Source organism: Streptomyces sp. NPDC033180 (assembly GCF_055577645.1).
In genome coordinates this window covers 46,313-69,004 of record NZ_JBVIPU010000012.1, presented here as the reverse complement: position 1 = coordinate 69,004, position 22,692 = coordinate 46,313, and the positions used below count along the sequence as shown (strand labels likewise).

The 22,692-nt window shown below is 70.9% G+C and carries 19 protein-coding genes and 1 pseudogene; 14 read left to right on the top strand and 6 right to left on the bottom strand.

Annotation, left to right across the window (positions count from 1 at the left end):
- The first annotated feature begins 61 nt into the window (after window positions 1–61).
- From ACZ5WE_RS27870 to ACZ5WE_RS27845, 6 genes are all read left to right on the top strand, one after another.
- Window positions 62–1,216, top strand: a complete 1,155-nt coding sequence (locus tag ACZ5WE_RS27870; RefSeq protein WP_467688296.1) for an epoxide hydrolase family protein — start codon at window positions 62–64, stop codon at window positions 1,214–1,216.
- Between the two features lie 189 nt (window positions 1,217–1,405).
- A complete protein-coding gene (gene fes, locus ACZ5WE_RS27865; protein WP_467688294.1) occupies window positions 1,406–2,686 on the top strand; it encodes an enterochelin esterase in 1,281 nt (426 codons plus the stop codon).
- Between the two features lie 118 nt (window positions 2,687–2,804).
- Window positions 2,805–3,185 carry a cell division protein SepF gene (locus ACZ5WE_RS27860; protein WP_367045643.1) on the top strand — a complete coding sequence of 127 codons (381 nt, stop codon included), beginning with the start codon at window positions 2,805–2,807 and terminating at the stop codon, window positions 3,183–3,185.
- A gap of 97 nt (window positions 3,186–3,282) precedes the next feature.
- Window positions 3,283–4,449 (top strand): AAA family ATPase, encoded by a 1,167-nt coding sequence (locus ACZ5WE_RS27855; protein ID WP_467688292.1) that lies wholly within the window; start codon window positions 3,283–3,285, stop codon window positions 4,447–4,449.
- Window positions 4,446–4,769 (top strand): nucleotide pyrophosphohydrolase, encoded by a 324-nt coding sequence (locus ACZ5WE_RS27850; protein WP_467688290.1) that lies wholly within the window; start codon window positions 4,446–4,448, stop codon window positions 4,767–4,769. Before ACZ5WE_RS27855 ends, ACZ5WE_RS27850 begins: the two co-directional genes overlap by 4 nt.
- 253 nt (window positions 4,770–5,022) lie before the next feature.
- Window positions 5,023–5,505 carry a DUF6099 family protein gene (locus ACZ5WE_RS27845; RefSeq protein WP_467688572.1) on the top strand — a complete coding sequence of 161 codons (483 nt, stop codon included), beginning with the start codon at window positions 5,023–5,025 and terminating at the stop codon, window positions 5,503–5,505.
- A 65-nt stretch (window positions 5,506–5,570) separates the two neighbouring features.
- Here the strand turns inward: ACZ5WE_RS27845 and ACZ5WE_RS27840 are convergent, their stop codons facing one another.
- Together ACZ5WE_RS27840 and ACZ5WE_RS27835 are read right to left on the bottom strand one after the other, a co-directional pair.
- A complete protein-coding gene (locus ACZ5WE_RS27840) occupies window positions 5,571–5,798 on the bottom strand; it encodes a hypothetical protein (RefSeq protein ID WP_467688288.1) in 228 nt (75 codons plus the stop codon).
- A gap of 342 nt (window positions 5,799–6,140) precedes the next feature.
- On the bottom strand, window positions 6,141–7,064 hold the full coding sequence (locus tag ACZ5WE_RS27835; protein ID WP_467688286.1) for an LLM class F420-dependent oxidoreductase: 924 nt from the start codon (window positions 7,062–7,064) through the stop codon (window positions 6,141–6,143).
- A 178-nt stretch (window positions 7,065–7,242) separates the two neighbouring features.
- Here ACZ5WE_RS27835 and ACZ5WE_RS27830 point away from each other — a divergent pair, with 178 nt between their 5' ends.
- The 6 genes from ACZ5WE_RS27830 to ACZ5WE_RS27805 all read left to right on the top strand — a co-directional run bounded on the left by ACZ5WE_RS27830 (window position 7,243) and on the right by ACZ5WE_RS27805 (window position 15,962).
- A complete protein-coding gene (locus tag ACZ5WE_RS27830; RefSeq protein ID WP_467688284.1) occupies window positions 7,243–7,695 on the top strand; it encodes a cold-shock protein in 453 nt (150 codons plus the stop codon).
- Window positions 7,696–7,852: 157 nt separating this feature from the next.
- Entirely contained in the window at window positions 7,853–9,382 is a 1,530-nt protein-coding gene (locus ACZ5WE_RS27825) for a 3' terminal RNA ribose 2'-O-methyltransferase Hen1 (RefSeq protein WP_467688282.1), read from the top strand.
- Window positions 9,379–11,943 carry a polynucleotide kinase-phosphatase gene (locus tag ACZ5WE_RS27820; RefSeq protein WP_467688280.1) on the top strand — a complete coding sequence of 855 codons (2,565 nt, stop codon included), beginning with the start codon at window positions 9,379–9,381 and terminating at the stop codon, window positions 11,941–11,943. Before ACZ5WE_RS27825 ends, ACZ5WE_RS27820 begins: the two co-directional genes overlap by 4 nt.
- A 98-nt stretch (window positions 11,944–12,041) precedes the next feature.
- On the top strand, window positions 12,042–13,268 hold the full coding sequence (locus ACZ5WE_RS27815) for an arginine deiminase (protein ID WP_467688278.1): 1,227 nt from the start codon (window positions 12,042–12,044) through the stop codon (window positions 13,266–13,268).
- A gap of 105 nt (window positions 13,269–13,373) precedes the next feature.
- Entirely contained in the window at window positions 13,374–14,372 is a 999-nt protein-coding gene (gene argF / locus ACZ5WE_RS27810; RefSeq protein WP_467688276.1) for an ornithine carbamoyltransferase, read from the top strand.
- 144 nt (window positions 14,373–14,516) lie between these two features.
- Window positions 14,517–15,962, top strand: a complete 1,446-nt coding sequence (locus ACZ5WE_RS27805; protein WP_467688274.1) for an amino acid permease — start codon at window positions 14,517–14,519, stop codon at window positions 15,960–15,962.
- Here the strand turns inward: ACZ5WE_RS27805 and ACZ5WE_RS27800 are convergent.
- Complete coding sequence (locus ACZ5WE_RS27800) at window positions 15,943–16,374, bottom strand: ATP-binding protein (protein ID WP_467688570.1); 432 nt, start codon at window positions 16,372–16,374, stop codon at window positions 15,943–15,945. The two genes, ACZ5WE_RS27805 and ACZ5WE_RS27800, sit on opposite strands and share 20 nt — an antisense overlap.
- A 224-nt stretch (window positions 16,375–16,598) precedes the next feature.
- Here ACZ5WE_RS27800 and ACZ5WE_RS27795 point away from each other — a divergent pair, with 224 nt between their 5' ends.
- Both ACZ5WE_RS27795 and ACZ5WE_RS27790 read left to right on the top strand, forming a co-directional pair.
- A complete protein-coding gene (locus ACZ5WE_RS27795) occupies window positions 16,599–17,426 on the top strand; it encodes an enoyl-CoA hydratase family protein (protein WP_467688273.1) in 828 nt (275 codons plus the stop codon).
- A 2-nt stretch (window positions 17,427–17,428) separates the two neighbouring features.
- The gene (locus ACZ5WE_RS27790; RefSeq protein WP_467688271.1) at window positions 17,429–19,744 is read left to right on the top strand and encodes a bifunctional salicylyl-CoA 5-hydroxylase/oxidoreductase; all 2,316 of its coding nucleotides are present in this window, start codon (window positions 17,429–17,431) and stop codon (window positions 19,742–19,744) included.
- Between the two features lie 204 nt (window positions 19,745–19,948).
- Here the strand turns inward: ACZ5WE_RS27790 and ACZ5WE_RS27785 are convergent.
- The 3 genes and pseudogenes from ACZ5WE_RS27785 to ACZ5WE_RS27775 all read right to left on the bottom strand — a co-directional run.
- A pseudogene (locus tag ACZ5WE_RS27785) lies at window positions 19,949–20,116 on the bottom strand (ABC transporter ATP-binding protein); the annotation flags it as partial.
- 17 nt (window positions 20,117–20,133) lie between these two features.
- The gene (locus ACZ5WE_RS27780) at window positions 20,134–20,952 is read right to left on the bottom strand and encodes a PaaX family transcriptional regulator (RefSeq protein ID WP_467688269.1); all 819 of its coding nucleotides are present in this window, start codon (window positions 20,950–20,952) and stop codon (window positions 20,134–20,136) included.
- 4 nt (window positions 20,953–20,956) lie between these two features.
- The gene (locus ACZ5WE_RS27775; protein ID WP_467688267.1) at window positions 20,957–22,597 is read right to left on the bottom strand and encodes an AMP-binding protein; all 1,641 of its coding nucleotides are present in this window, start codon (window positions 22,595–22,597) and stop codon (window positions 20,957–20,959) included.
- Between the last annotated feature and the right edge of the window lie 95 nt (window positions 22,598–22,692).

Here is a 22,692-nt window from a genome sequence, read left to right as displayed (position 1 = left end):
GCCCGCCGCGTCGTCGCCGTTCCGGTGCCGCGGCGACTTCTGCCTCCCGCCCGAAGGAACCATGACAGCCGAACCCGCTCCTTTTCGGACCTCCGTCTCTGACGACGTGCTCAACGACCTGCGTACGCGCCTGAAGCGCACCCTCTTCACCCAGCCCTCCGACTCCACGTACTGGGCGGCGGGCGTCGACCCCGGCTGTCTGCGCGAACTCGTCGCCCATTGGGCGGACGGCTTCGACTGGCGTGCCGCCGAGGAAGCGCTCAACGCCTTTCCTCAGTACGTCGCCGAAGTCGCCGGTCGGCGCGTGCACTTCGTCCATCTGCGGGGCCACCGCCCCGAAGGTGCCCCCGCACCGCTGCCGCTGGTCCTGAGCCACGGCTGGCCGAGCAGTTTCGTGGAGATGCTGCGGGTCGCGGGGCGCCTGGCCGACCCGGGCGCGCACGGCGGTGACCCGGCCGACGCCTTCGACGTGGTGATCCCCTCACTGCCCGGTTTCGTCCACTCGGAGCTGCCGCGCGAGCCGTTCACCCGCAGCGGGGTCGCGGAGATCTGGCACGAGCTGATGACCGAAACCCTGGGCTACGAACGCTTCGGTGCCTTCGGCGGAGACATCGGTGGCGGTGTGACGCAGTGGCTCGGCGCCCGGTATCCGCAGGACGTGGCCGGGGTGCACATCACCTCCGCCGTGGTCACGGAACAGTTCGACGCGAAGCCGCCGACTCCCGAGGAGCAGTCGTATCTCGACGCGCTGGCCGCGTACGACGTGGGCGACCAGGGCTACAGCGAGATCATGTGCACCCGCCCCGACACGATCGCCGCGGCCCTGATGGACTCACCGGCCGGGCTCGTCGCCTGGATCGCCGACAAGTACCGCGACTGGAGCGACTGCGGCGGCGACCTGGAGGCCCGCTGGGACAAGGACACCCTGCTCACCGTCGCGACCCTGTACTGGGCCACCGGCAGTATCGGCTCGTCCTTCCGGCAGTACTACGACTACCCCCGGAACCAGCCGGTGCCGCCCATCACCGTCCCCGCGGCCATCACCCTCAGCCATGAGCCGGCGTACGAGAACTACCCGAGGAGCCTGGCCGAGCGCACCTTCACCGATCTGCGCCACTGGAGCACCCCGAAGCGGGGCGGGCACTTCATGGCGCACGAGGAGCCGGAGCAGGTGGCGCGGGAGCTGCGAACGTTCTTCCGGCCGTTGAGGAGCTGAAGCGCCTTCTTCGGGACCCGCACCCTTCTTCGGGACGCGCAGTTCTTCGGGGCCCGCACCTTCTTCGGGACCCGTACCCTCTTCCAAACCCACGATCGCATCACTTAGGTTAGGCTAAGCTAAGTTGATGTTGTTCTTGTGTGCTGGACCAGGAAGGCGGGGAACGATGCGGGTCCTCTTCGTGTGCGGATGAGCGCCACCACGGGGGTGCTCGCGGCCGACGCGGCGCCCCGCAGGATCGCGGCCGCCGTGCCCCGCGTCGAGCGCGTCGCCGCCCGTGCCGCGGACGCGGCCGAAGCCGAACGCGCCGTCATCCTGGAGGAGTTCTGGGCGGATGCCGCGCGCCGCGGCACTCCCCTGATCGAGGCGCTCGACGGCGACCCGGACCACTGTGCCGTGACGTTCCTGTGGCGCGGCCATCGTGCCACCCGGCAGGTCCTGCTGTTCGCCGAGGGCATCGCGGACCCCGCCGACCTCGCCGCGTCCCGACTGAGCCCGCTGCAGGGCACGGACATCTGGCACCTCACCTATCGGCTGCGCGCCGACCACCGCTGCTCGTACCGCATGGCCGCCGACATCTCGCCCGGCGAACCGCCCGCCTCCGCCGAACTCCTCCAGCGACGGCTGCTCTCCTTGTCCGCGCACGCCGCGCCCGACCCGCTCAACCACCGTCGGACGCCCGCCCGTTGGCCGGACCGCGACACCTCTGTTCTCGCACTTCCGCAGGCGCCCGCGCGGGCATGGGCCGAGCGGCGTGCCGGGGTGCCCCGGGGGAGGGTCGAGCGGCACCGGCTGCCCGCGGGGGTGCTCGGCGCCGAGCGGGACGTGTGGGCGTACCTCCCGCCGGGCGATCGGGCGGCCGAGCTGCCGGTGCTCGTGCTCAACGACGGCGACATGTGGTTCGGGCGGCTCGCCTTCCAGGACGCGCTGGACGCCCTCATCGCCGACGGAGCCGTGCCGCCGCTCGCCGTCCTCGCCCCGGACACCGTCGACAGGGCCACGCGCAGCCGGGAGCTGGGCGCGCGCGACAGCCACGTGCGCTTCCTCGCCGACGAACTGCTGCCGTGGGCGGCCGGCCGCTGGCCCCTCACCACCGACCCCGCGCGCACGCTCGTCGCGGGCCAGGGCCTCGGCGGACTGACCTCCCTGTACGCGGGTTTCCTGCGGCCGGAGCGGTTCGGCAACGTCCTTGCCCAGTCCGTGCCGCTCTCCGCGCCCCTCACCGACCCTCTCTCTGCACCTCTCTCTGCAGCCCTCTCAGGTCTCGGTGGCGGCGCGTTCCGGCCCGTGGTCGTGCGCCTGGACGTCGGACTGCGCGAGGATGCGATTTTCGGACACCATCGCGATCTGTACGAGATCCTGCGCTCGCACGGCTGCCCGGTCACCCTGAACGAGTACAACGGCGGCCATGACTGGGCCTGTTGGCACGCCTGCCTGACCGAAGGGCTTGTGGGACTCCTGGGACACTGACCCGCCGGCCCTGGCACACTGGTCCGCCCGCTCCGTGTCGCTGTTGGGCCGAACGGGTGAGGTCGCGTAAGAATGAGCCAGTGCAGATATCGAGTGCGAGCCAGGACGGGGTGGAGCGTTGAACAGCCACGACGTCACCGATGAACAGTGGGAAGGGCTCGCCCAGGTCGTACCGCTGCGCAGCCGCAACGAATGGCCGTCCTGGCCCGGCCACCGCGCGATGCCCGAAGCGGAGACCGAGGCGCGGCGGCGTTTTGTGGTGATGCGGGTGAACATCTTCGCGGACGCCCGCGAGGTCGCCGAGACGGTCATGGCGCAGATCCCGGTCCTCCTCGACCTGACCGGGGCGGAGACGGAAGTCGCCAAGCGCGTCCTGGACTTCAGCAGCGGCGTGGTCCTCGGCCTCGGCTGCGGTATGCACCGCGTCGACAAGAACGTCTTCCTGCTCGCGCCGCCCGGCACCGAGGTGCAGGGGCTCGTCGCGGCGGCACAGTCGTAGGTGGTGCGGGAGCCGCTCCCCGGCGGAATCCCTCATTCGTAGGAAGGTCACTCGGGCGGAACGGTTCACCAGACCCGTCGCCGCCTACCGTCCGGACATGACAGTGCACCTCCCGGAGGCGGGCGCCGAGCCACCGTCGGGTCCGGACCGCAGCCGCGTCACCGAACTGCGGCTATCGGCATTCGCCTCGCATCGGGGCGCCGTGTTCCCGCTCGGTCCGCTGACCCTCGTCGCGGGGCCGAGCGGGAGCGGCAAGTCCACCGCGCTCGCCGCGTACGAGGCGCTGGCGCGGCTCGGTGCGGGTGAGGAACTCGTCGATGTCTTCGCCGATCCCGTGGCCTGCGTGCCCGATCGCGCACGGGGCGACGGGCAGCAGCGGCGCGGGTTCCGCATCGGCTGCACGGTCGACGGTCCCGTCGGCGCGGTGCGGCTCGACGTCGCCGTACAGGCCGAGCCCGAACTGCGCGTCGTGGGGGAGCGGCTGACCCTGGGCGGGCTCACACTGCTCGAGACGGCGCTGCGCGATCCGGGGCGGCGCGCGGTGCAGGCCGCCTGGCACACGGCGGGCCTGACGCCGGTGACGCGCGGCCCGCTGCCGGACGACCGGCTCGGCACGGCGCTGCTCCCGCTGCGCGTAGCGGGCAAGACCGAGGGGCAGCGTCTGGTGCTCGCCGCGGCCGAGCAGGTGGTGGTCGCGCTGCGCTCCGTGTTCCCGTGCGCTCCCCGGCCCGGGCTCATGCGGCTGCCCGTGCCACCCGGACTGATCGGCGCGGGGCGTCTGTTGAGCGGCTGCGACAACCTCGCCGAGGTCCTTCTGCGTACGAGGCAGGAGTGCGGCCACCGTCATGCGCGGCTGGTGGCCGCGGTGCGGGCGGGGTGCGCGGGGCCGGTCGCCGATGTGTTCGCGGAGGTGGCCGACGACGGGTCGGTCCAGGCGCTCATCGACCGGGGCGGCGGAATCAGGTCACCCGTCGGGAGGCTGGGGGACGGCGAGTTGAGGTATCTGGCGCTCGCTCTGGTGCTGCTCACCGGACCCGGAGTGCTGGCGGTGGACCCGGTGGCCGAGGTGCCGTCGGCCTACCAGAACCTCACCGTACTCGCCGACGGCCTCGACCACTTCCTCGACCAGCGGCAAAAGCGCGCACTCGCCGAACTGGCGGCGAGCACCTGCCAACGCGGGCACATCCGCCTTGTCGGGACGGTGAGCGACGCGTCGTGGGCCGCTCAGGTGGGCGGGGCCGCGATGGTAGACCTGGAGTCGTGACCGAACTTGATGTAGCGGGACTGCAGCGCAGGCTGGCCGACTTCGCGGCGAAGCGGGACTGGGAGCAGTACCACACGCCGAAGAACCTGGCAGCCGCGCTCAGCGTGGAGGCGTCCGAACTGGTGGAGATCTTCCAGTGGTTGACCCCCGACGAGTCGGCGCGAGTGATGGACGACTCGGACTCGGCGCATCGGGTGAAGGACGAGGTCGCCGACGTGCTCGCCTATCTGCTGCAGTTCTGCGAGGTGCTGGGCATCGACGCGCTGGCGGCGCTCGACGCGAAGATCGACCGGAACGAACAGCGCTTTCCGACGAGGTGATCCATGGATCACCCATGGATCACCCATGGGTCTTCCGTGGTGTTCCGTGTGTCCTCCGTGGCCTTCCATGAACCTCTCTACGGTGCGTAAATTCGTCACTCTCCGGAGTGGACGCGTTGTCCACACTCGATAACTTGTCCACAGATTTCCGGGTTGCTCTGGCTTTTCGTCCGGCTGGCACTCACTCTGGGTAGTGGGCAAGGGAGTTCGGGCGAACGTGCGGCGGTTGCGCGCGGGATGGATGGGGGTGCGCATGGAGGCGATGCGGCTCATCGAGGCGAGCAGGCACGCTCTGGCGCGGAGCCAGGAACCGTCGGACATCGTTGCCGAGGTGTGGCAGTCCCAGGCCCTCGCGCAGGCGATCGGCAGCCGGCTCGCGGTCGCGGGACCTCCGGAGTTACGGGGCGAGGCGCTCGGCCTGAGCGAAGTCGGCGGCAGAGGCTGTGGGGTCCTCGTCGTCCCGGGCCTCGGGACGGAGGGCATACGGGCCTCGCGGCTGACGGGCATCGGCCGGCCGCACGAGGTGCTGCGAGGACTGGACGAACTGCTCGGCGAGGTGGCCATCGCGCTCGTCGGCGTGGCCATGGGCGCGGAGGACGAGGGGGTGTACTGGCAGTGCATGGAAGCGATCGACGCCGCCGACGAGTCGAGGGACCGGGTGCTCGAGATGCTGCGCAGGCTCGCGGTGCGCGAACAGAGCCTGCCCGAGCCCGACTCGGCGGCGGGGTCGCCATGATGCGGCGCTGTGACGGGGGCCGCGGACGGCCTGGTGGCACGAACGCCCGGGGAGGGCCGGTGCCGTCAGAAGCGGGTGGGGTCGCCGCCGGCGGGGGGACGTGGGGCGGGGGGCGCGCTGTCGCCGGTCGTCGTCGTGGACTGCTGCAGATCCGCGTCGAGCTGAGTCAGATCCGCGTTGAGCGCGGCCATCAGCTCCTCCATCTGCTGGAGCAGGCCCTTGGGTGGGCCCTGCTGATCGGGCACGGAAGGTTCGCGCGCGGCCTCCTGCTCGGGTACGGCTTCCTGGGACATGGCGGCCTCCTCGGCCCTCGCCCTCCCGGTGCTGGAGGGCAGCTGATGCAAGCGACGCACCAGCAACGGCCGGCGGCGCGGGTGCCGGGCGGTCCGGCTCCGCCCGAGCCAACGATCACCCGCGGCGGCGGGTCACTGGGGCGGAGCCACACCGGAGCCCGGGTTGACGGAATTTCACCCGGCCGGGGTCGCGCGAAACCGGCGCGACCGGCGGAGTTGACGGGAGCGCGCCCGGGGCCGGCTCCCTCGGGGGCGGTCGCGTGGCGGCCAGGTCAGTCGCGGCCAGGTCCGGTGTGGCCGGATCGGGCTCGGTCAGGGCGCACGCCGCCAGGTCGGGCGCGGTCAGGTCAGCTGCGACATGACCTGCGAGGAGATCAGCTCCAGGTGGTCGAGGTCGTCCAGGTCGAGGATCTGGAGATACATGCGCTGCGAACCGACGGCCTGGTAAGCGGCGATCCTCTCGACGACCTCCGCCGGGGAGCCGGCGAGCCCGTTCGCCTTCAGGTCCTCCACCTCGCGCCCGATCGCGTCGGCTCGGCGCTTCACCTCCGCGTCCGTCTTGCCGACGCAGGCCACCAGGGCGTTGGAGTAAGTGAGGTCGTCGCCCTTGCGGCCGACTTCATCCGCGGCGGCGCGTACGCGCTTGAACTGCTGCTCGGTATCGGGGAGAGAGGCAAAGGGAATGTTGAACTCGCTCGCGTAGCGGGCCGCGAGGGCGGGTGTCCGCTTGGCGCCGTGGCCACCGATGAGGACGGGCACCTTGGGCTGCGCGGGCTTGGGAAGGGCGGGGGAATCGGCGAGTTGGTAGTAGGTGCCGTCAAAGGTGAAGCGCTCACCGACCGGGGTCTCCCACAGGCCGGTGACAATGGCGAGTTGCTCCTCCAGGCGACCGAACTTCTCCTTCGGGAAGGGGATTCCGTACGCCGAGTGCTCGGCCTCGTACCACCCCGAGCCGAGGCCGAGCTCGATGCGGCCGCCCGACATCTGGTCGACCTGCGCGACCTGGATCGCGAGGACACCGGGCAGCCGGAACGTACCCGCGGTCATCAGCGTGCCGAGCCGGATCCGCCGGGTCTCACGGGCCAGGCCGGCGAGGGTGATCCAGGCGTCCGTGGGGCCGGGAAGGCCGTCGGAGGAGCCCATGACGAGATAGTGGTCGGAGCGGAAGAAGGCGCTGTAGCCGAGGTCGTCGGTGGCCTTGGCGACGCGGAGAAGCGTCTCGTAGGTCGCACCCTGCTGCGGTTCGGTGAAGATTCGAAGGTCCATGCACCCATCTTGCCCGGATGCCGGAGCCAGTCTCAGTCCCGCGCAGGCCGTGTTGCCGCTGCTCGCCGACGGGACGTGAGGGGCCGCTCAGCCGTACGGCACCGAGGTCCCGGGGTTAGGCTTCGGCACTGGCTGTCCGGGCGAGGGGCCCGGAGATGGTGGCGGGGTTGGGGTCGAGATGGTCGCTGGCAGGGTTGTTCGGTTCGACGGGGCGCGGGGGTACGGGTTCATCGCTCCGGAGCATGGTGGGGAAGACGTGTTCCTGCACGCCAACGACCTGCTGATTCCGGAGCCTTTGGTGCACACGGGGGCGCGGGTCGAGTTCGAGATCGAGGAGGGCGAGCGCGGTCCCAAGGCGTCGTCCGTCCGTCTTTCCAAGGGGGCGCAGGCGTCTACGGCACCGGCGTTCGCGGGCGGCGTGGCACAGGTGCCTCCGTCGATCCAGGCGTCCGCCCCCGGGTTCGACGACGGCGAGGAGCCGACCTGCGATGTGCTCAGCGTCGCGGAGTACTCGTTCGAGATGACCGAGCTGCTGCTCGGTGCGGCTCCGTGGATGACCGGTGAGCAGATCAAGCAGCTCCGCGAACAACTGGTGCAGCACGGCAGGAGCCACGGCTGGGTGGAGGGCTGAGCCGGGTCAGCGGGAGATCCGGGGAGAGATCGAGAGGGAGATCCAGGGGGAGCGAAAACCCCTGAGTGCGTCAGTGATGTTCGCTGTACGGTCTAGAGGCGCGCTGGAGCCGCAACCGTAAGTTCCCGCAGTTCAGATTGCGTTTCGAGGCATACCCGTGTTCCTGACGATCAGTACCTCCGGTACCCCCGACAGCCCCGCGACCGACCTCGGGTTCCTGCTGCACAAGCATCCCGACAAGGCGCAGGCGTTCTCCACTTCCTACGGCACCGCGCACGTCCTCTACCCCGAGGCTTCCGTGGAGCGTTGCACGGCCGCGCTGCTGCTCGAGGTGGATCCCCTGGCGTTGGTGCGGCGGGGAAAGGGAAAGGGCCGGGGCGGGGCGCCCGACGCGGCGCTCGCGCAGTATGTGAACGACCGGCCCTACGCCGCTTCGTCGCTGCTCGCCGTGGCGCTGAGCGCGGTGTTCTCCAGCGCCATGCGCGGGCTGTGCAACGCGAGGCCCGAGCGGGCGGGGCAGCCGCTGCCGTTGCGTATCGAGGTGCCCGCGCTGCCCGCGCGCGGCGGCGCGGACCTGGTGCGCAAGCTGTTCGAGCCGCTGGGCTGGACGGTCGCGGTGACGCGGATTCCGTTGGACGAACAGTTCCCGGAGTGGGGCGACTCCCGCTACGTCCACGTCGTACTCGACGTGCCGGACGGGAAGTTGACCCTGGGCGAGGCGCTTCGGCACCTCTACGTCCTCCTCCCCGTGCTCGACGACGCCAAGCACTACTGGGTCTCGCCGGACGAGGTCGACAAGCTGCTGCGCGCAGGGGAAGGCTGGCTCGCGGATCACCCGGAGCAGAAGGTCATCACGAGCCGCTATCTGGCGCGGCGCTGGTCGCTGACCCGGGAGGCCACGCAGCGCCTCGAACTGGTGCGGCTCGCCGACGCGGACGATGTGGATGTCGACTCCATCGACAACGCGGTCGACGAGGAGAGCGCTGCTTCCGACTCCGAAGAGGGGGCGGACAAGCCCGCGCCGCTCGCCGTGCTGCGGCGTGAGGCGATCCTCGCGGCGCTGGCCGGGGCCGGCGCCGGGCGCGTGCTCGACCTCGGGTGCGGGCAGGGGCAGTTGGTGCAGGCGCTGCTCAAGGACACGCGGTTCACCGAGATCGCCGGTGTCGATGTGTCGATGCGGGCGCTGACCATCGCCTCGCGGCGGCTGAAGCTCGACCGCATGGGCGAGCGGCAGGCCGAGCGCGTCAAGCTCTTCCAGGGCTCGCTGGCGTACACCGACAAGCGGCTCAAGGGGTACGACGCCGCTGTGCTCAGCGAGGTCATCGAGCACCTCGACCTGGAGCGGCTGCCCGCTCTGGAGTACGCGGTGTTCGGCTCCGCGAGGCCGCGCACGGTGCTCGTGACGACGCCGAACGTCGAGTACAACGTCCGCTGGGAGACGCTGCCCGCCGGGCACGTCCGGCACGGCGACCACCGGTTCGAGTGGACGCGCGAGGAGTTCCGCGGCTGGGCCGAGCGGGTGGCCGGACGGCACGGGTACGGCGTGGAGTTCCTGCCCGTGGGGGACGACGACCCCGAGGTGGGGCCGCCGACCCAGATGGCCGTGTTCACACAGGCCGACAAGAACGACAAGAACGACAAGAACGAAGCGACCCGCAAGACCACGAAGGAGGTGCGGGCAGCATGACGCACGAAAGCGGCACCAGCACCGAAGCCGTACGCGCCGGACGCGTGCTGCCCGTCACCGACCTCTCCCTCGTCGTCCTCGTCGGCGCCACCGGCTCCGGCAAGTCCACCTTCGGCCGTAAGCACTTCAAGCCCACCGAGGTGCTCTCCAGCGACTTCTGCCGCGGCCTCGTCGCCGACGACGAGAACGACCAGGGCGCGAGCCGCGACGCCTTCGACGTGCTGCACTACATCGCGGGCAAGCGCCTCGCCGCCGGCCGCCGCACCGTCGTCGACGCGACCAACGTGCAGAGCGAGAGCCGCAAGCAGCTGATCGAGCTGGCCAGGCAGTACGACGTGCTGCCCATCGCCATCGTCCTGGACGTGCCCGAGGAGGTCTGCGCCGCGCGCAACGCCGAGCGCGCCGACCGGGCCGGCCTGTCCCGCCGCGTCATCCAGCGCCACCAGCGCGAACTGCGCCGCTCCTTGCGGCACTTGGAGCGCGAGGGGTTCAGGAAGGTCCACGTCCTCAAGGGAGTGGAGGAGGTCGACCACGCCACCATCGTCACCGAGAAGCGCTACAACGACCTCTCTCACCTCACGGGCCCCTTCGACATCATCGGCGACATCCACGGCTGCGCCGCCGAGTTGGAGACTCTGCTCGGCAAGCTCGGTTACGTCGACGGCACGCACCCCGAAGGGCGTACGGCCGTGTTCGTGGGCGACCTCGTCGACCGCGGACCCGACTCCCCGGGCGTGCTGCGCCGCGTGATGTCGATGGTCGCTGACGGCACCGCGCTGTGCGTACCGGGCAACCACGAGAACAAGCTCGGGCGGTACCTCAAGGGCCGCAAGGTCCAGCTCACCCACGGACTCGCCGAGACCGTCGAGCAGTTGGGGTCGGAGAGCGAGGAGTTCCGCGCGAGCGTAAGGGAGTTCGTGGACGGGCTCGTCTCCCACTACGTCCTCGACCGCGGCAAGCTCGTCGTCTGCCACGCGGGCCTGCCCGAGAAGTACCACGGGCGTACGTCGGGCCGGGTGCGCTCGCACGCGCTGTACGGCGACACCACCGGCGAGACCGACGAGTTCGGCCTGCCGGTGCGCTACCCGTGGGCGGAGGACTACCGAGGCAGTGCCGCCGTGGTCTACGGCCACACCCCCGTGCCGACCGCGACCTGGCTCAACAACACCATCTGCCTGGACACCGGCGCCGTCTTCGGTGGCAGCCTCACCGCGCTGCGCTGGCCGGAGCGCGAGCTCGTCGACGTACCGGCGGAGAAGGTCTGGTACGAGCCCGCCAAGCCGCTGCGCACGGAGGCGCCCGGCGGTCACGACGGCCGGCCGCTCGACCTGAACGACGTGCGCGGACGCCGGGCCGTGGAGACCGGCCACGCCGGACGCGTCGCGGTGCGCGAGGAGAACGCGGCGGCGGCCCTGGAGGTCATGAGCCGGTTCGCCGTCGACCCGCGGCTCCTGCCGTACCTCCCGCCGACGATGGCGCCCACCGCGACATCGCAGCGCGAGGGCTACTTGGAGCATCCGGCCGAGGCCTTCGCGTCGTACGCCGAGGACGGGGTCGCCCGGGTCGTGTGCGAGGAGAAGCACATGGGCTCGCGCGCCGTGGCCCTGGTGTGCCGCGACGCTGACGTGGCCCGCGAGAGCTTCGGCGTGGACGGCCCGACCGGCTCGCTCTGCACCCGCACGGGACGCCCTTTCTTCGACGATGCCGAGGTCACCGAGGAGATACTCGGGCGGCTGCGCACCGCCGTCACCGATGCGTGCCTGTGGCAGGAGCTCGACACGGACTGGCTGCTGCTCGACGCGGAGTTGATGCCCTGGTCGCTGAAGGCTTCCGGCCTGCTCCGCTCGCAGTACGCGGCCGTGGGCGCGGCGTCCCGAGCCGTCTTCCCCGGCGCGATCGCCGCCCTGCAGGCGGCCACGGCTCGCGGCGTGGACACCGGCCCGCTCCTGGCAAAGCAGCGCGAACGAGCCGTGGACGCCGCCGCGTTCACGGAGGCCTACCGCCGCTACTGCTGGCCGACCGAGGGCCTGGAGGGTGTGCGTCTCGCGCCGTTCCAGATCCTGGCCGTCCAGAGCCGCAGCCTCGCCGCGCTCCCGCACGACGCCCAGCTCGCCCTGATCGACCGCATGGTGGAGCACGACGGCAGCGGCCTGCTCCAGACCACCCGGCGGCTCTACGTCGACACGGGCGACGAGGCGTCGGTCCAGGCAGGTATCGACTGGTGGCTGGAGATGACCAGCCGCGGCGGCGAGGGCATGGTCGTCAAGCCGGTCGAGGCGCTGGTCAGGGACGGGAAGGGCCGGATCGTGCAGCCCGGCATCAAGTGCCGCGGACGCGAGTACCTCCGGATCATCTACGGCCCGGAGTACACCCGCCCCGACCACCTCGACAAGCTGCGCGGCCGCTTCCTGGGCCACAAGCGCTCGCTCGCGATCCGTGAGTACGCGCTCGGCCTCGAGGCCCTGGACCGCCTCGCGGCGGGCGAGCCGCTGTGGAGGATCCACGAGGCGGTGTTCGCGGTCCTGGCCCTGGAGTCGGAGCCGGTGGACCCGCGGCTCTAGGCAAGCCCGACGGCTCGGGCGAGCCCGACGGTTTTGCGAGCCCGACGGCTTTGGGCAACAGCGGGCGTCGGCCGCCCGGCAGGGGAAAGATGGGCTCCATGGGATTCCATGTCGACTCCGAGGCCGGGCGGCTGCGCCGCGTGATACTGCACCGCCCCGATCTGGAGCTCAAGCGGCTCACCCCCACCAACAAGGACGCGTTGCTCTTCGACGACGTCCTGTGGGTCCGCAGAGCCCGCCAGGAACATGACGGATTCGCCGACGTACTGCGCGATCGCGGGGTGGCCGTCCACCTCTTCGGCGACCTGCTGACCGACGCCATGGACGTGCCCGGCGCGCGCCTTCTCGTCCTCGACCGGGTCTTCGACGAGAAGGAGTACGGTCCGCTGGCGACGGACCACCTGCGGGCCGCGTTCGAGAGCATGCCGTCGGCCGAGCTCGCCGAGGCGCTGGTCGGCGGGATGACCAAGCGGGAGTATCTGGAGCGCCACCCCGAGCCGACGTCCGTGCGCTTCCACTGCATGGACCTGGACGACTTCCTGCTCGGCCCGCTGCCCAACCACCTCTTCACCCGCGACACCTCGGCGTGGATCTACGACGGCGTCTCGATCAACGCGATGCGCTGGCCCGCGCGGCAGCGCGAGACCGTGCACTTCGAGGCGATCTACCAGCACCACCCGCTCTTCCGGGCCGAGCAATTCCACATGTGGTCCCGGGGGCAGTCGGACTACCCCTCCACCATCGAGGGCGGCGACGTCCTGGTCATCGGCCGGGGCGCGGTCCTCATCGGGATGAGCGAGCGCACCACGCCACAGGCCGTCGAGATGCTCGCGCACAAGCTCTTCGCGGCGGGCTCCGCGCAGTCGATCGTGGCCCTGGACATGCCGAAGAGACGCGCGTTCATGCATCTCGACACGGTGATGACGATGGTCGACAGCGACACCTTCACGCAGTACGCGGGCCTTGGCATGCTCCGCTCGTACACCATCGAACCCGGTGTCGACGGACGGGAGTTGAAGGTCACCGACCACCCGCCCGAGCACATGCACCGGGCGATAGCGGCGGCCCTCGGGCTGAGCGGTATCCGGGTCCTCACGGCCACCCAGGACGTGCACGCGGCCGAGCGCGAGCAGTGGGACGACGGCTGCAACGTGCTCGCGGTCGAGCCGGGCGTCGTCGTGGCGTACGAACGGAACTCGACCACGAACACGCATCTGCGCAAGGAGGGCATCGAGGTGATCGAGATCCTGGGCAGCGAGCTGGGGCGCGGCCGGGGTGGCCCGCGGTGCATGAGCTGCCCGGTGCAGCGGGATCCCGTCGACTGAGCGGCTGCGGGACGACCGGCTCCGCGCGACAATGGGCCTGTATATAAATGTGTGGTGTCGTATAGACTTCCAGTGTCCCCGTACGCGTACCCCTGGAGCGCCATCATGGCCATCGACCTCACCGGCCGCCACTTCCTCAAGGAGCTGGACTTCACCGCCGAGGAGTTCCGCGGCCTGATCGATCTGGCCGCCGAGCTGAAGGCGGCCAAGAAGGCGGGGACCGAGACGCAGCGGTTGCGCGGCAGGAACATCGCGCTGATCTTCGAGAAGGCCTCCACGCGGACGCGCTGCTCCTTCGAGGTCGCGGCCGCCGACCAGGGCGCGTCGACGACGTACATAGACCCGGCCGGATCGCACATCGGCAGCAAGGAGTCCGCGAAGGACACCGCGCGGGTGCTCGGCCGGATGTTCGACGCCATCGAGTTCCGCGGCGCCGCCCAGTCGACGGTCGAGGAGCTCGGCGCCCACGCGGGCGTGCCGGTCTACAACGGCCTGACCGACGACTGGCACCCCACCCAGATGCTCGCCGACGTGCTCACGATGACCGAGCACAGCACGAAGCCCCTCACCGAGATCGCCTTCGCCTACCTCGGTGACGCCCGCTACAACATGGGCAACTCGTACCTGATCACCGCCGCGCTCCTCGGTATGGACGTCCGCATGGTCGCGCCCAAGGCCTACTGGCCCGCGGACGAGATCGTCGCTCGGGCGCGCGAGCTCGCCGAGAGCAGCGGCGCCCGGATCACGCTCAGCGAGGACGTCACCGAGGCCGTAGCGGGCGTCGACTTCGTCGTGACCGACGTCTGGGTCTCCATGGGTGAGCCCAAGGAGGTCTGGGACGAGCGCATCGCGGCCCTCGCGCCGTACGCCGTGACCATGGACGTCCTGCGCGCCACGGGCAACGCCGACGTGAAGTTCCTGCACTGCCTCCCGGCCTTCCACGACCTGGGCACGCAGGTCGGCCGCGAGATCCACGCCCGGCACGGTCTAAGCTCTCTCGAGGTCACCGACGAGGTCTTCGAGTCGGCGCACTCCGTCGTCTTCGACGAGGCCGAGAACCGCCTGCACACGATCAAGGCGATCCTCGTCGCCACGCTTGCCTGACAGAAACTGTTCACACTGGTGGGGCCGGGGAACACCATCCCCCGGCCCCGCTTCTTTGCGGCACTTCCCCAAGCTCTCAACTTCGTTCGAGCAGGGGAGGCCCCAATCGCCGCGCCCCAGCACCACCGAAATGAGAACCACCGCATGCGCTCGACCGGTCCGGCAGGACTCCGCATCAAGTCCCCCGAACTCCTCGTCGCCGAATCGGGCGCCGACCTGGAAGGCCACGGCCTCAAGCGCACCATGGGCCTGTTCCAGCTCGTGTGCTTCGGCGTCGGCGCGATCGTCGGCACCGGCATCTTCGTCGGCCTGTCCGACAGCGTCGCCGAGGCGGGCCCCGCGGTCGCTGTCTCGTACTTCCTGGCCGCCGTCACCTGCATCTTCACCGCCTTCTCGTTCGCCGAGCTCGGCGGTGCGATCCCGGTCTCCGGCAGCTCGTACTCCTTCGCGTACGCCTCGCTCGGCGAGCGCACGGCGTTCCTCGTCGGGTGGTGCCTGCTCCTGGAGTACGGCGTCTCCGTCTCCGCCGTGGCGGTCGGCTGGAGCCAGTACCTCAACGAGCTGCTCGAAAGCCTCACCGGCTGGCACCTGCCGGACGCGCTGTCCGCGGGACCCGGCGAGGGCGGCGTCGTGAACCTGCCCGCAGTCGTCGTGATCCTGCTGGCCGCGGTGCTGCTCGTGCGTGGCATCCGCGAGAGTGCGCGGGCGACGGCCGCCATGGCCATGCTCAAGATCGGGATCCTGCTCTTCTTCCTCGCGATCGCGTTCACCGCGTTCAAGGCCGGCAACCTCACCCCCTTCGCGGGCGCCGGAGCCTCCGGGATCACCGCGGGCGCCTCGCTCGCCTTCTTCTCCTTCATCGGCTTCGACGCGATCACCACGGCGGGCGAAGAGGTCAGGAACCCCCGACGGAACATCCCCATCGCCATCCTGATCTGCATCGGCGTCGCCACGCTGCTGTACGTCGCCGTCGCCCTCGGAGCGATCGGCGCACTGGGCGCGGACGCGGTCGCCGACAAGCCGGCCGCGCTCTCCCTGGTCGTCAACCAGGTCACCGACTCGTCGGTCGGCGGCGGCATCATCGCCTTCGGCGCGGTCGTGGCCATCGCGTCCGTCGTGCTCGCCGTGATGTACGGGCAGACCCGCATCCTGATGTCGATGTCCCGCGACGGGCTCATCCCGCGCGTCTTCGAGCGCGTCTCGCCGAAGACGTCGACGCCGGTCGCCAACACATGGATCGTCGCCGCGGTCTTCGCCGTCCCCGCCGCCTTCTCGTCGCTCGACGTGGTGGTCAACCTGACGACGATCGGCACGCTGGCGATCATGGTCGCGGTGAATGTCGCGGTGCTCGCGCTGCGCCGCTCGGCGCCGGAGCTCAGGCGCACCTTCCGGGTGCCGCTGTACCCCGTGAGCCCGGTCCTGGGCGTGGGCTTCTGCCTCTATCTGATCTGGGGCACGGGCTGGACGACGTGGGTGCAGTTCGCGGTGTTCCTCGTCGTGGGTTCCCTGGTGTACGCGCTGTACGGGCGCCGTCACTCACGGCTCGGCAGGGCCGCCGAGGCCGATTCGCCTACGCCGCGGGAAGGGTGAACCAGACCGCCTTGCCGGAGTCGGTGGGGCGGTGACCGCAGGAAGAGCTGAGGGTGCGGATCAGGAGCAGGCCGCGCCCGTGCTCCTGCCAGGGGTCCGGCGCGCTCATCGGCGCGGGGTCGCTGAGATCGCCGGGCGGGATCGGGTTCGAGTCGTGGACCTCGACCTGGCAGCCGGTCGGCAGGAGCTCGATGACGAGCTCTATCGGGTCCTGCCCCGAGGTGTGCTCCACCGCGTTGGCCACCAGCTCGGCAGTGAGCAGCTCGGCGGTGTCGCTGTCGGCGGACGACTCGATCTCCGCGAGCGCGGTACGCACGAGCGCACGGGCGATCGGTACAGCCGCCGTGGTGTGCGGCAGCGCGATGCGCCACGAGGCAGGAGCGGGAGGTTCGTGCAAGGCGGGTCCGTTCAGGGCAGCAGGCGATCCTGCTTTCAACCGTACGAATCTTAAGCGCTATGTCGACAGGGTCGACGGTCGGGCTTGTCCGGGACGTCCGACCCTTGAGCGATACCCCGCTTATCGCGCAGTCATGACGACAGTCACGGATGAGTGATAAGTTCGAAGGACAGAGAGAACGTCACGAGGTAGCAAGAGGTAGACCGCCGCCGCCCCGACCGAGGAGGCCGCACGTCGTCATGAGTCCCTTCACCGGCTCCGCCCCCCGCACCCCCGACTGGCAGCACCTGCGCTTCGAGGTGGACGACGGGGTCGCCACGGTCACCCTCGCCCGACCCGACAAGCTGAACGCGCTCACCTTCGGCGCCTACGCCGACCTGCGCGACCTCCTGGCCGAGCTGTCCCGCGACAAGTCCGTACGCGCCCTGGTGCTCGGCGGAGAGGGGCGCGGCTTCTGCTCGGGCGGTGACGTCGACGAGATCATCGGCGCGACCCTCGGCATGGACACCGCCCAGCTGCTCGACTTCAACCGCATGACGGGACAGGTCGTACGGGCCATCCGCGAGTGCCCCTTCCCGGTGATCACCGCCGTGCACGGGGTGGCCGCGGGCGCGGGCGCCGTGCTCGCCCTCGCCTCGGACTTCCGGGTGGCGGACCCCTCGGCGCGGTTCTCCTTCCTCTTCACCCGGGTCGGCCTGTCGGGCGGCGACATGGGGGCGGCGTATCTCCTGCCCCGCGTCGTCGGGCTCGGCCACGCCACCCGCATCCTGATGCTCGGCGACCCGGTGCGCGCCCCCGAGGCCGAACGGATCGGCCTGATCAGCGAGTTGACGGACGAGGGCAAGGCCCCCGAGGCCGCCCAGGCCCTGGCCCGCCGCCTCGCCGAAGGACCCGCCCTGGCGTACGCGCAGACCAAGGCGCTGCTGACCTCGGAACTGGACATGCCGCTCGCCGCCGCCGTGGAACTGGACGCGGCGACGCAGGCCCTCCTGATGACCGGCGAGGACTACAAGGAATTCCACGCGGCGTTCACGGCCAAGCGCCCGCCCAAGTGGCAGGGGCGCTGACGATGGACACCCCCGCGCGCGACTCCGCACACCGCATCGCCGTCATCGGCGGTGGCCCCGGCGGGCTCTACGCCGCTGCTCTCCTCAAGCGGCTCGACCCGGAGCGTGAGATCACCGTCTGGGAGCGCAACGCCCCTGACGACACCTTCGGCTTCGGAGTCGTCCTCTCGGACGAGACGCTCGGCGGCATCGAGCACGCCGACCCCGTCGTGTACGCCGCGCTGCAGGCGGAGTTCGTGCGCTGGGACGACATCGACATCGTCCACCGGGGGAGTCGCCACACCTCGGGCGGGCACGGCTTCGCGGCGCTCGGCAGGCGCACCCTGCTCGGCATCCTGCACGAGCGGTGCCGGGAGCTCGGCGTCGACCTGCGCTTCCGCGCGGAGGCACCGCCCGCCGACGAGCTCTCAGGCGCGTACGACCTGGTGATCGCGGCCGACGGTGTGCACAGCCTCACGCGCGACGCGCACGCCGAAGCCTTCGGGCCGAGCATCGAGACGCACCGCTGCCGCTACATCTGGCTCGCCGCCGACTTCGCCTTCGAAGCCTTCCGTTTCGAGATCGCCGAGACCGAGTACGGCGTGATGCAGCTGCACGGCTATCCGTTCTCCACGGCGGGCGGCGGCGAGTCCACCGGGCAGTCCACGGTCATCGTCGAGATGCGCGAAGAGGTGTGGGAGGCGGCCGGGTTCGCGGAGCTCGACGAGCGCGACTCGACCGAGCGCTGCGCCAAGATCTTCGCCGACGCCCTCGGGGGCCGGGCCCTGCGCGGCAACAAATCCGCCTGGATCAACTTCCGCACGGTCGTCAACAAGCGTTGGTCGCACGGCAATACAGTCCTCCTCGGAGACGCCGCCCACACCGCCCACTTCTCCATCGGCTCCGGCACCAAACTCGCCGTCGAGGACGCCCTCGCACTCGCCGCCTGCCTTCAGGAGCAGCCCGGCATCCCCGAGGCTCTCGCGGCGTACGAGACGGAACGCCGTCCCGTCGTCGAGTCGACGCAGCGCGCGGCCCGCGCGAGCCTGGAGTGGTTCGAGCGGCTCCCGGACCATCTCGGCCAGCCGCCGCGCCAGTTCGCGTTCAACCTCCTCACCCGCAGCCGCCGCGTCACCCACGACAACCTCCGCCTGCGCGACGCGCACTTCACCGAGTCCGTCGAGCGCGAGTTCGGCTGCCCGGACGGTACGCCGCCGATGTTCACGCCCTTCCGCCTCCGCGGCCTCACCTTGCGCAACCGCGTGGTCGTGTCCCCCATGGACATGTACTCCGCGGTGGACGGCGTCCCAGGCGACTTCCACCTCGTCCACCTGGGCGCCCGGGCGCTCGGCGGCGCGGGCCTGGTCATGACCGAGATGGTGTGCGTCAGCGAGCGGGGCCGCATCACGCCGGGCTGCGCCGGGCTCTACACCGACGGGCAGGCCGACGCCTGGCGCCGGATCACCGACTTCGCGCACACGCAGGCGCCGGGTACCGCGATCGGCGTCCAGCTGGGGCACTCGGGCCGCAAGGGATCGACGAAGCTGATGTGGGAGGGCATCGACGACCCGCTCGACGACGGCAACTGGCCGCTGGTGGCCCCCTCGCCGCTCCCGTACAAGGAGAACAGTCAGCGCCCGCACGAACTGGACCGGGCCGGGCTCGACGAGATCCGCGAGCAGTTCGCCGACGCGTCCCGGCGGGCCGAGCGCGGCGGATTCGACCTCCTCGAACTGCACTGCGCGCACGGCTATCTCCTGTCCGGATTCCTCTCACCGCTGACCAACCGCAGGACGGACGAGTACGGCGGCTCGCTGGAGAACAGGCTGCGCTTCCCCCTCGAAGTCTTCGACGCGATACGGCAGTTGTGGCCGGAGGGCAAGCCCATGTCGGTCCGCATCTCGGCCACGGACTGGGCGGACGGCGGTACCACCGCGGACGACGCCGTCGAGATCGCCCGCGCCTTCGCCGCGCACGGAGCCGACGCGATCGACGTCTCGACGGGCCAGGTCGTCTCCGACGAGCGCCCCGCGTACGGCCGCTCCTACCAGACCCCGTTCGCCGACCGCATCCGCAACGAAACCGGCGTACCCGTCCTCACTGTCGGTGCCATCTCCTCCTGGGACGACGTCAACTCCCTGATCCTGGCGGGCCGTACGGACCTGTGCGCGCTAGCTCGCCCGCACCTGTACGACCCGCACTGGACGCTGCACGCCGCGGCCGAGCAGGGGTACGCAGGACCGGGTGCCGTCTGGCCCCAGCAGTACCGTGCAGGCAGCCGCCGCCCGCAGACGGGACGTACGGACGCGCCCAAGCCGCGCCTCACGCTGGGGAGTTGACGAGCCCGCGGGCAGGAGGATCACCGCGACGGCGGCGAGCACCAGGGCCAGATCGTCCTGCTGCCTGCCCGCGGCCACGAACCCCGGCATCGCGGCGGGCACCCGTACGTGCAGGATCTGGTCGAGCGAGTTCGCGACACCCGCGGCGATCGAGGGCACCGCGCCGAGCAGCACCACGGCGTACACGGCCCACTCGCTCTCGCCGAGCGCCGAAACGTCCGCGTTCTCGGATCTGCGCGGGTAGGGGATGTCGACGTCCCAGACGTGCGCGACGCGTCCGGGCCGTGCCGTCATCAGGACGACCCGCTGCCCCAGCCGCACCGCCTCGCGCACGTTGTGCGTAGGCCTGAGGACGCTGAGGGTTCCCTCAGCGCGCCCTCAGGGAGTCCTCACGTTCCCTCGGCCGTCACGAAGCGCGCCCCCGCGCCCCGCAGCCGTCCGTCGAGTGCCGCGAACACCTCGGCGGACCGGTCCCCGGGCCACCCTTCCGGGAGGAGCTCTCCCGGCAGCCCGGGGTCCGCGTAGGGCAGCCGGCGCCAGGAGTCCAGGGCGAGGAGATAGTCGCGGTACGCCTCGTCCGGCGGGGTGTCCGCCCGCCGCTGCCAGGACCTGAGCACCGGCTCGTGGCGGTCGAGGAACGCCTCGTGCTCCTTGGCGATGGAGGACAGGTCCCACCAGCGGGCCACCGCGTCCGCCGTCGCCGCGAAGCCCAGGTGCTCGCCCCGGAACAGGTCGACGTACGAAGCGAGTTGGAGGCGCTGCAGGGTGTGCCGGGTCTCCTCGTAGAGGTGAGCCGGGGCGATCCACACTCCTGGAGCGGCTGTCCCGAAGCCGAGTCCGGCCAGGCGTGAGCGCAGCACGTGCCGCTTCTGGCGTTCCGACTCCGGCACGGAGAAGACGGCGAGGACCCAGCCGCTGTCGCGTCGGGCAGCCGGGGGAGAGGCGTAGATGCGCCGGTCGCCGTCCTCCAGGAGCTGGCGCGCGTCCGGCGACAGGGCGTACCCCGCCGCGCCCGCCGCCGTCCGCGCCGGGACGAGGAGTCCGCGCCGCTTGAGCCGGGACACGGACGAGCGCACGGACGGGGCGTCAACGCCGACCGGGGCGAGGAGCCTGACCAGCTCGGCGACGGGCACCGGGCCGGGGGCCGCGCGCCCGTAGGCGCCGTAGAAGGTGACGATCAGGGACCGTGGAGTGTGCTGCTCGGACACGTGATCACTCTACGGGGCCGGGCTCCCGCAGCCGGAACCGTTGCAGCTTGCCCGTCGCGGTGCGCGGCAGTGCGTCCAGATAGACGATCTCGCGCGGGCACTTGTACGGCACCAGCTCGCCCTTCACGAACTCGCGCAGCTGGTCAGGGTCCCGCCGCGTGCCCTCGCGCTGGACCACGTACGCGACGACTGACTGGCCGCGCAGCTCGTCGGGGCGCCCCACGACGGCCGTCTCCAGGACGTCGGGGTGGCGCATGAGCGCCTCCTCGACCTCGGGGCCCGCGATGTTGTACCCGGCCGAGATGATCATGTCGTCCGCGCGGGCCACGTAGGTGAAATAGCCGTCGGCGTCGCGGACATAGGTGTCGCCGGTGACGTTCCAGCCGTGGCGTACGTACTGCAGCTGCCGCTCGTCGCCCAGATACCGGCAGCCGACCGGACCGCGCACGGCGAGCAGACCGGGCTCGCCGTCCGGTACAGGCGCCCCCGAATCGTCGACCACGCGCGCGTGCCACCCCGGGACGGGGCGGCCCGTGGTGCCGGGCCTGATCGCCTCGTCGGCGGCGGAGATGAAGATGTGGAGCAGTTCGGTCGCGCCGATGCCGTTGATGATGCGGTGCCCGGTGCGTTCGTGCCAGGCCCGCCAGGTGGCGGCGGGCAGATTCTCGCCCGCGGAGACGCACCGCCGCAGCGTGGAGACGTCGTGGGTGTCCGGCTTGCTCAGCTCGTCGAGCATCGTGCGGTAGGCGGTCGGCGCCGTGAAGAGCACCGTGACGCCGTGCTCGGCGATCGCGGGCAACAACTGCTTGGGGCCCGCCTGTTCGAGCAGGAGCGACGAGGCACCGACCCGCAGCGGGAAGATGACGAGCCCGCCGAGCCCGAAGGTGAAACCGAGCGGAGGGCTGCCCGCGAACACGTCGTCGGGCCCCGGCTTCAGGACATGGCGACCGAAGGTGTCGGCGACGGCGAGCACGTCACGGTGGAAGTGCATGCAGCCCTTGGGGCGGCCCGTCGTGCCGGACGTGAAGGCGATGAGGGCGACGTCGTCGGCGGAGGTGTCGACGGGTTCGTAGACCTCCGGCTGCCGGGCGGCGCGCGCGAGCAGGTCGTCGTCCGCGTCCCCGCCGAAGGTGGTGACACAGAGCCCGGGGATCCCGGCCTTGATCAGGTCGTCCACGGCGCGGGCGTCGCACAGCGCGTGGCGGACCTCGGCGATCTCGCAGATCGTGGTCAGTTCGTTCGGGCGCTGCTGGGCCAGGACGGTGACCGCGACGGCGCCCGCCTTCATCACCGCGAGCCAGCAGGCCGCGAGCCAGGGGGTGGTGGGGCCGCGCAGCAGGACGCGCTGGCCGGGCCGTACGTCGAGTTCGCCGGTCAGTACGTGCGCGATCCGGTCGACGTGCCGTTGCAGCTCGCCGTACGTCCACAGGTCGCCGGAGCCCGCACGGAAGGCGGGGCGCTCGCCGCCGAGCCGCTCCACCGTCCGGTCCAGGAGCTCGGCGCCGCAGTTGAGGCGATCGGCGTAATGCAGCTCGGGCCGGTCGCGGACGAACGCGGGCCACTGCTCCGGCGGCGGGAGATGATCCCGGGCGAAGGTGTCCACGTGTGCCGATGGGTGGAGTCGGAGTGCACTCTTGGCGTCCACAGCGGGTCGCCCCCTTGCCGTTCGGGCTTGTGGTGAGCTCGCGCAACGAGCGTATCGTGATGGTGACGACAGTCAACGGTGCGCGATAGAGGAGG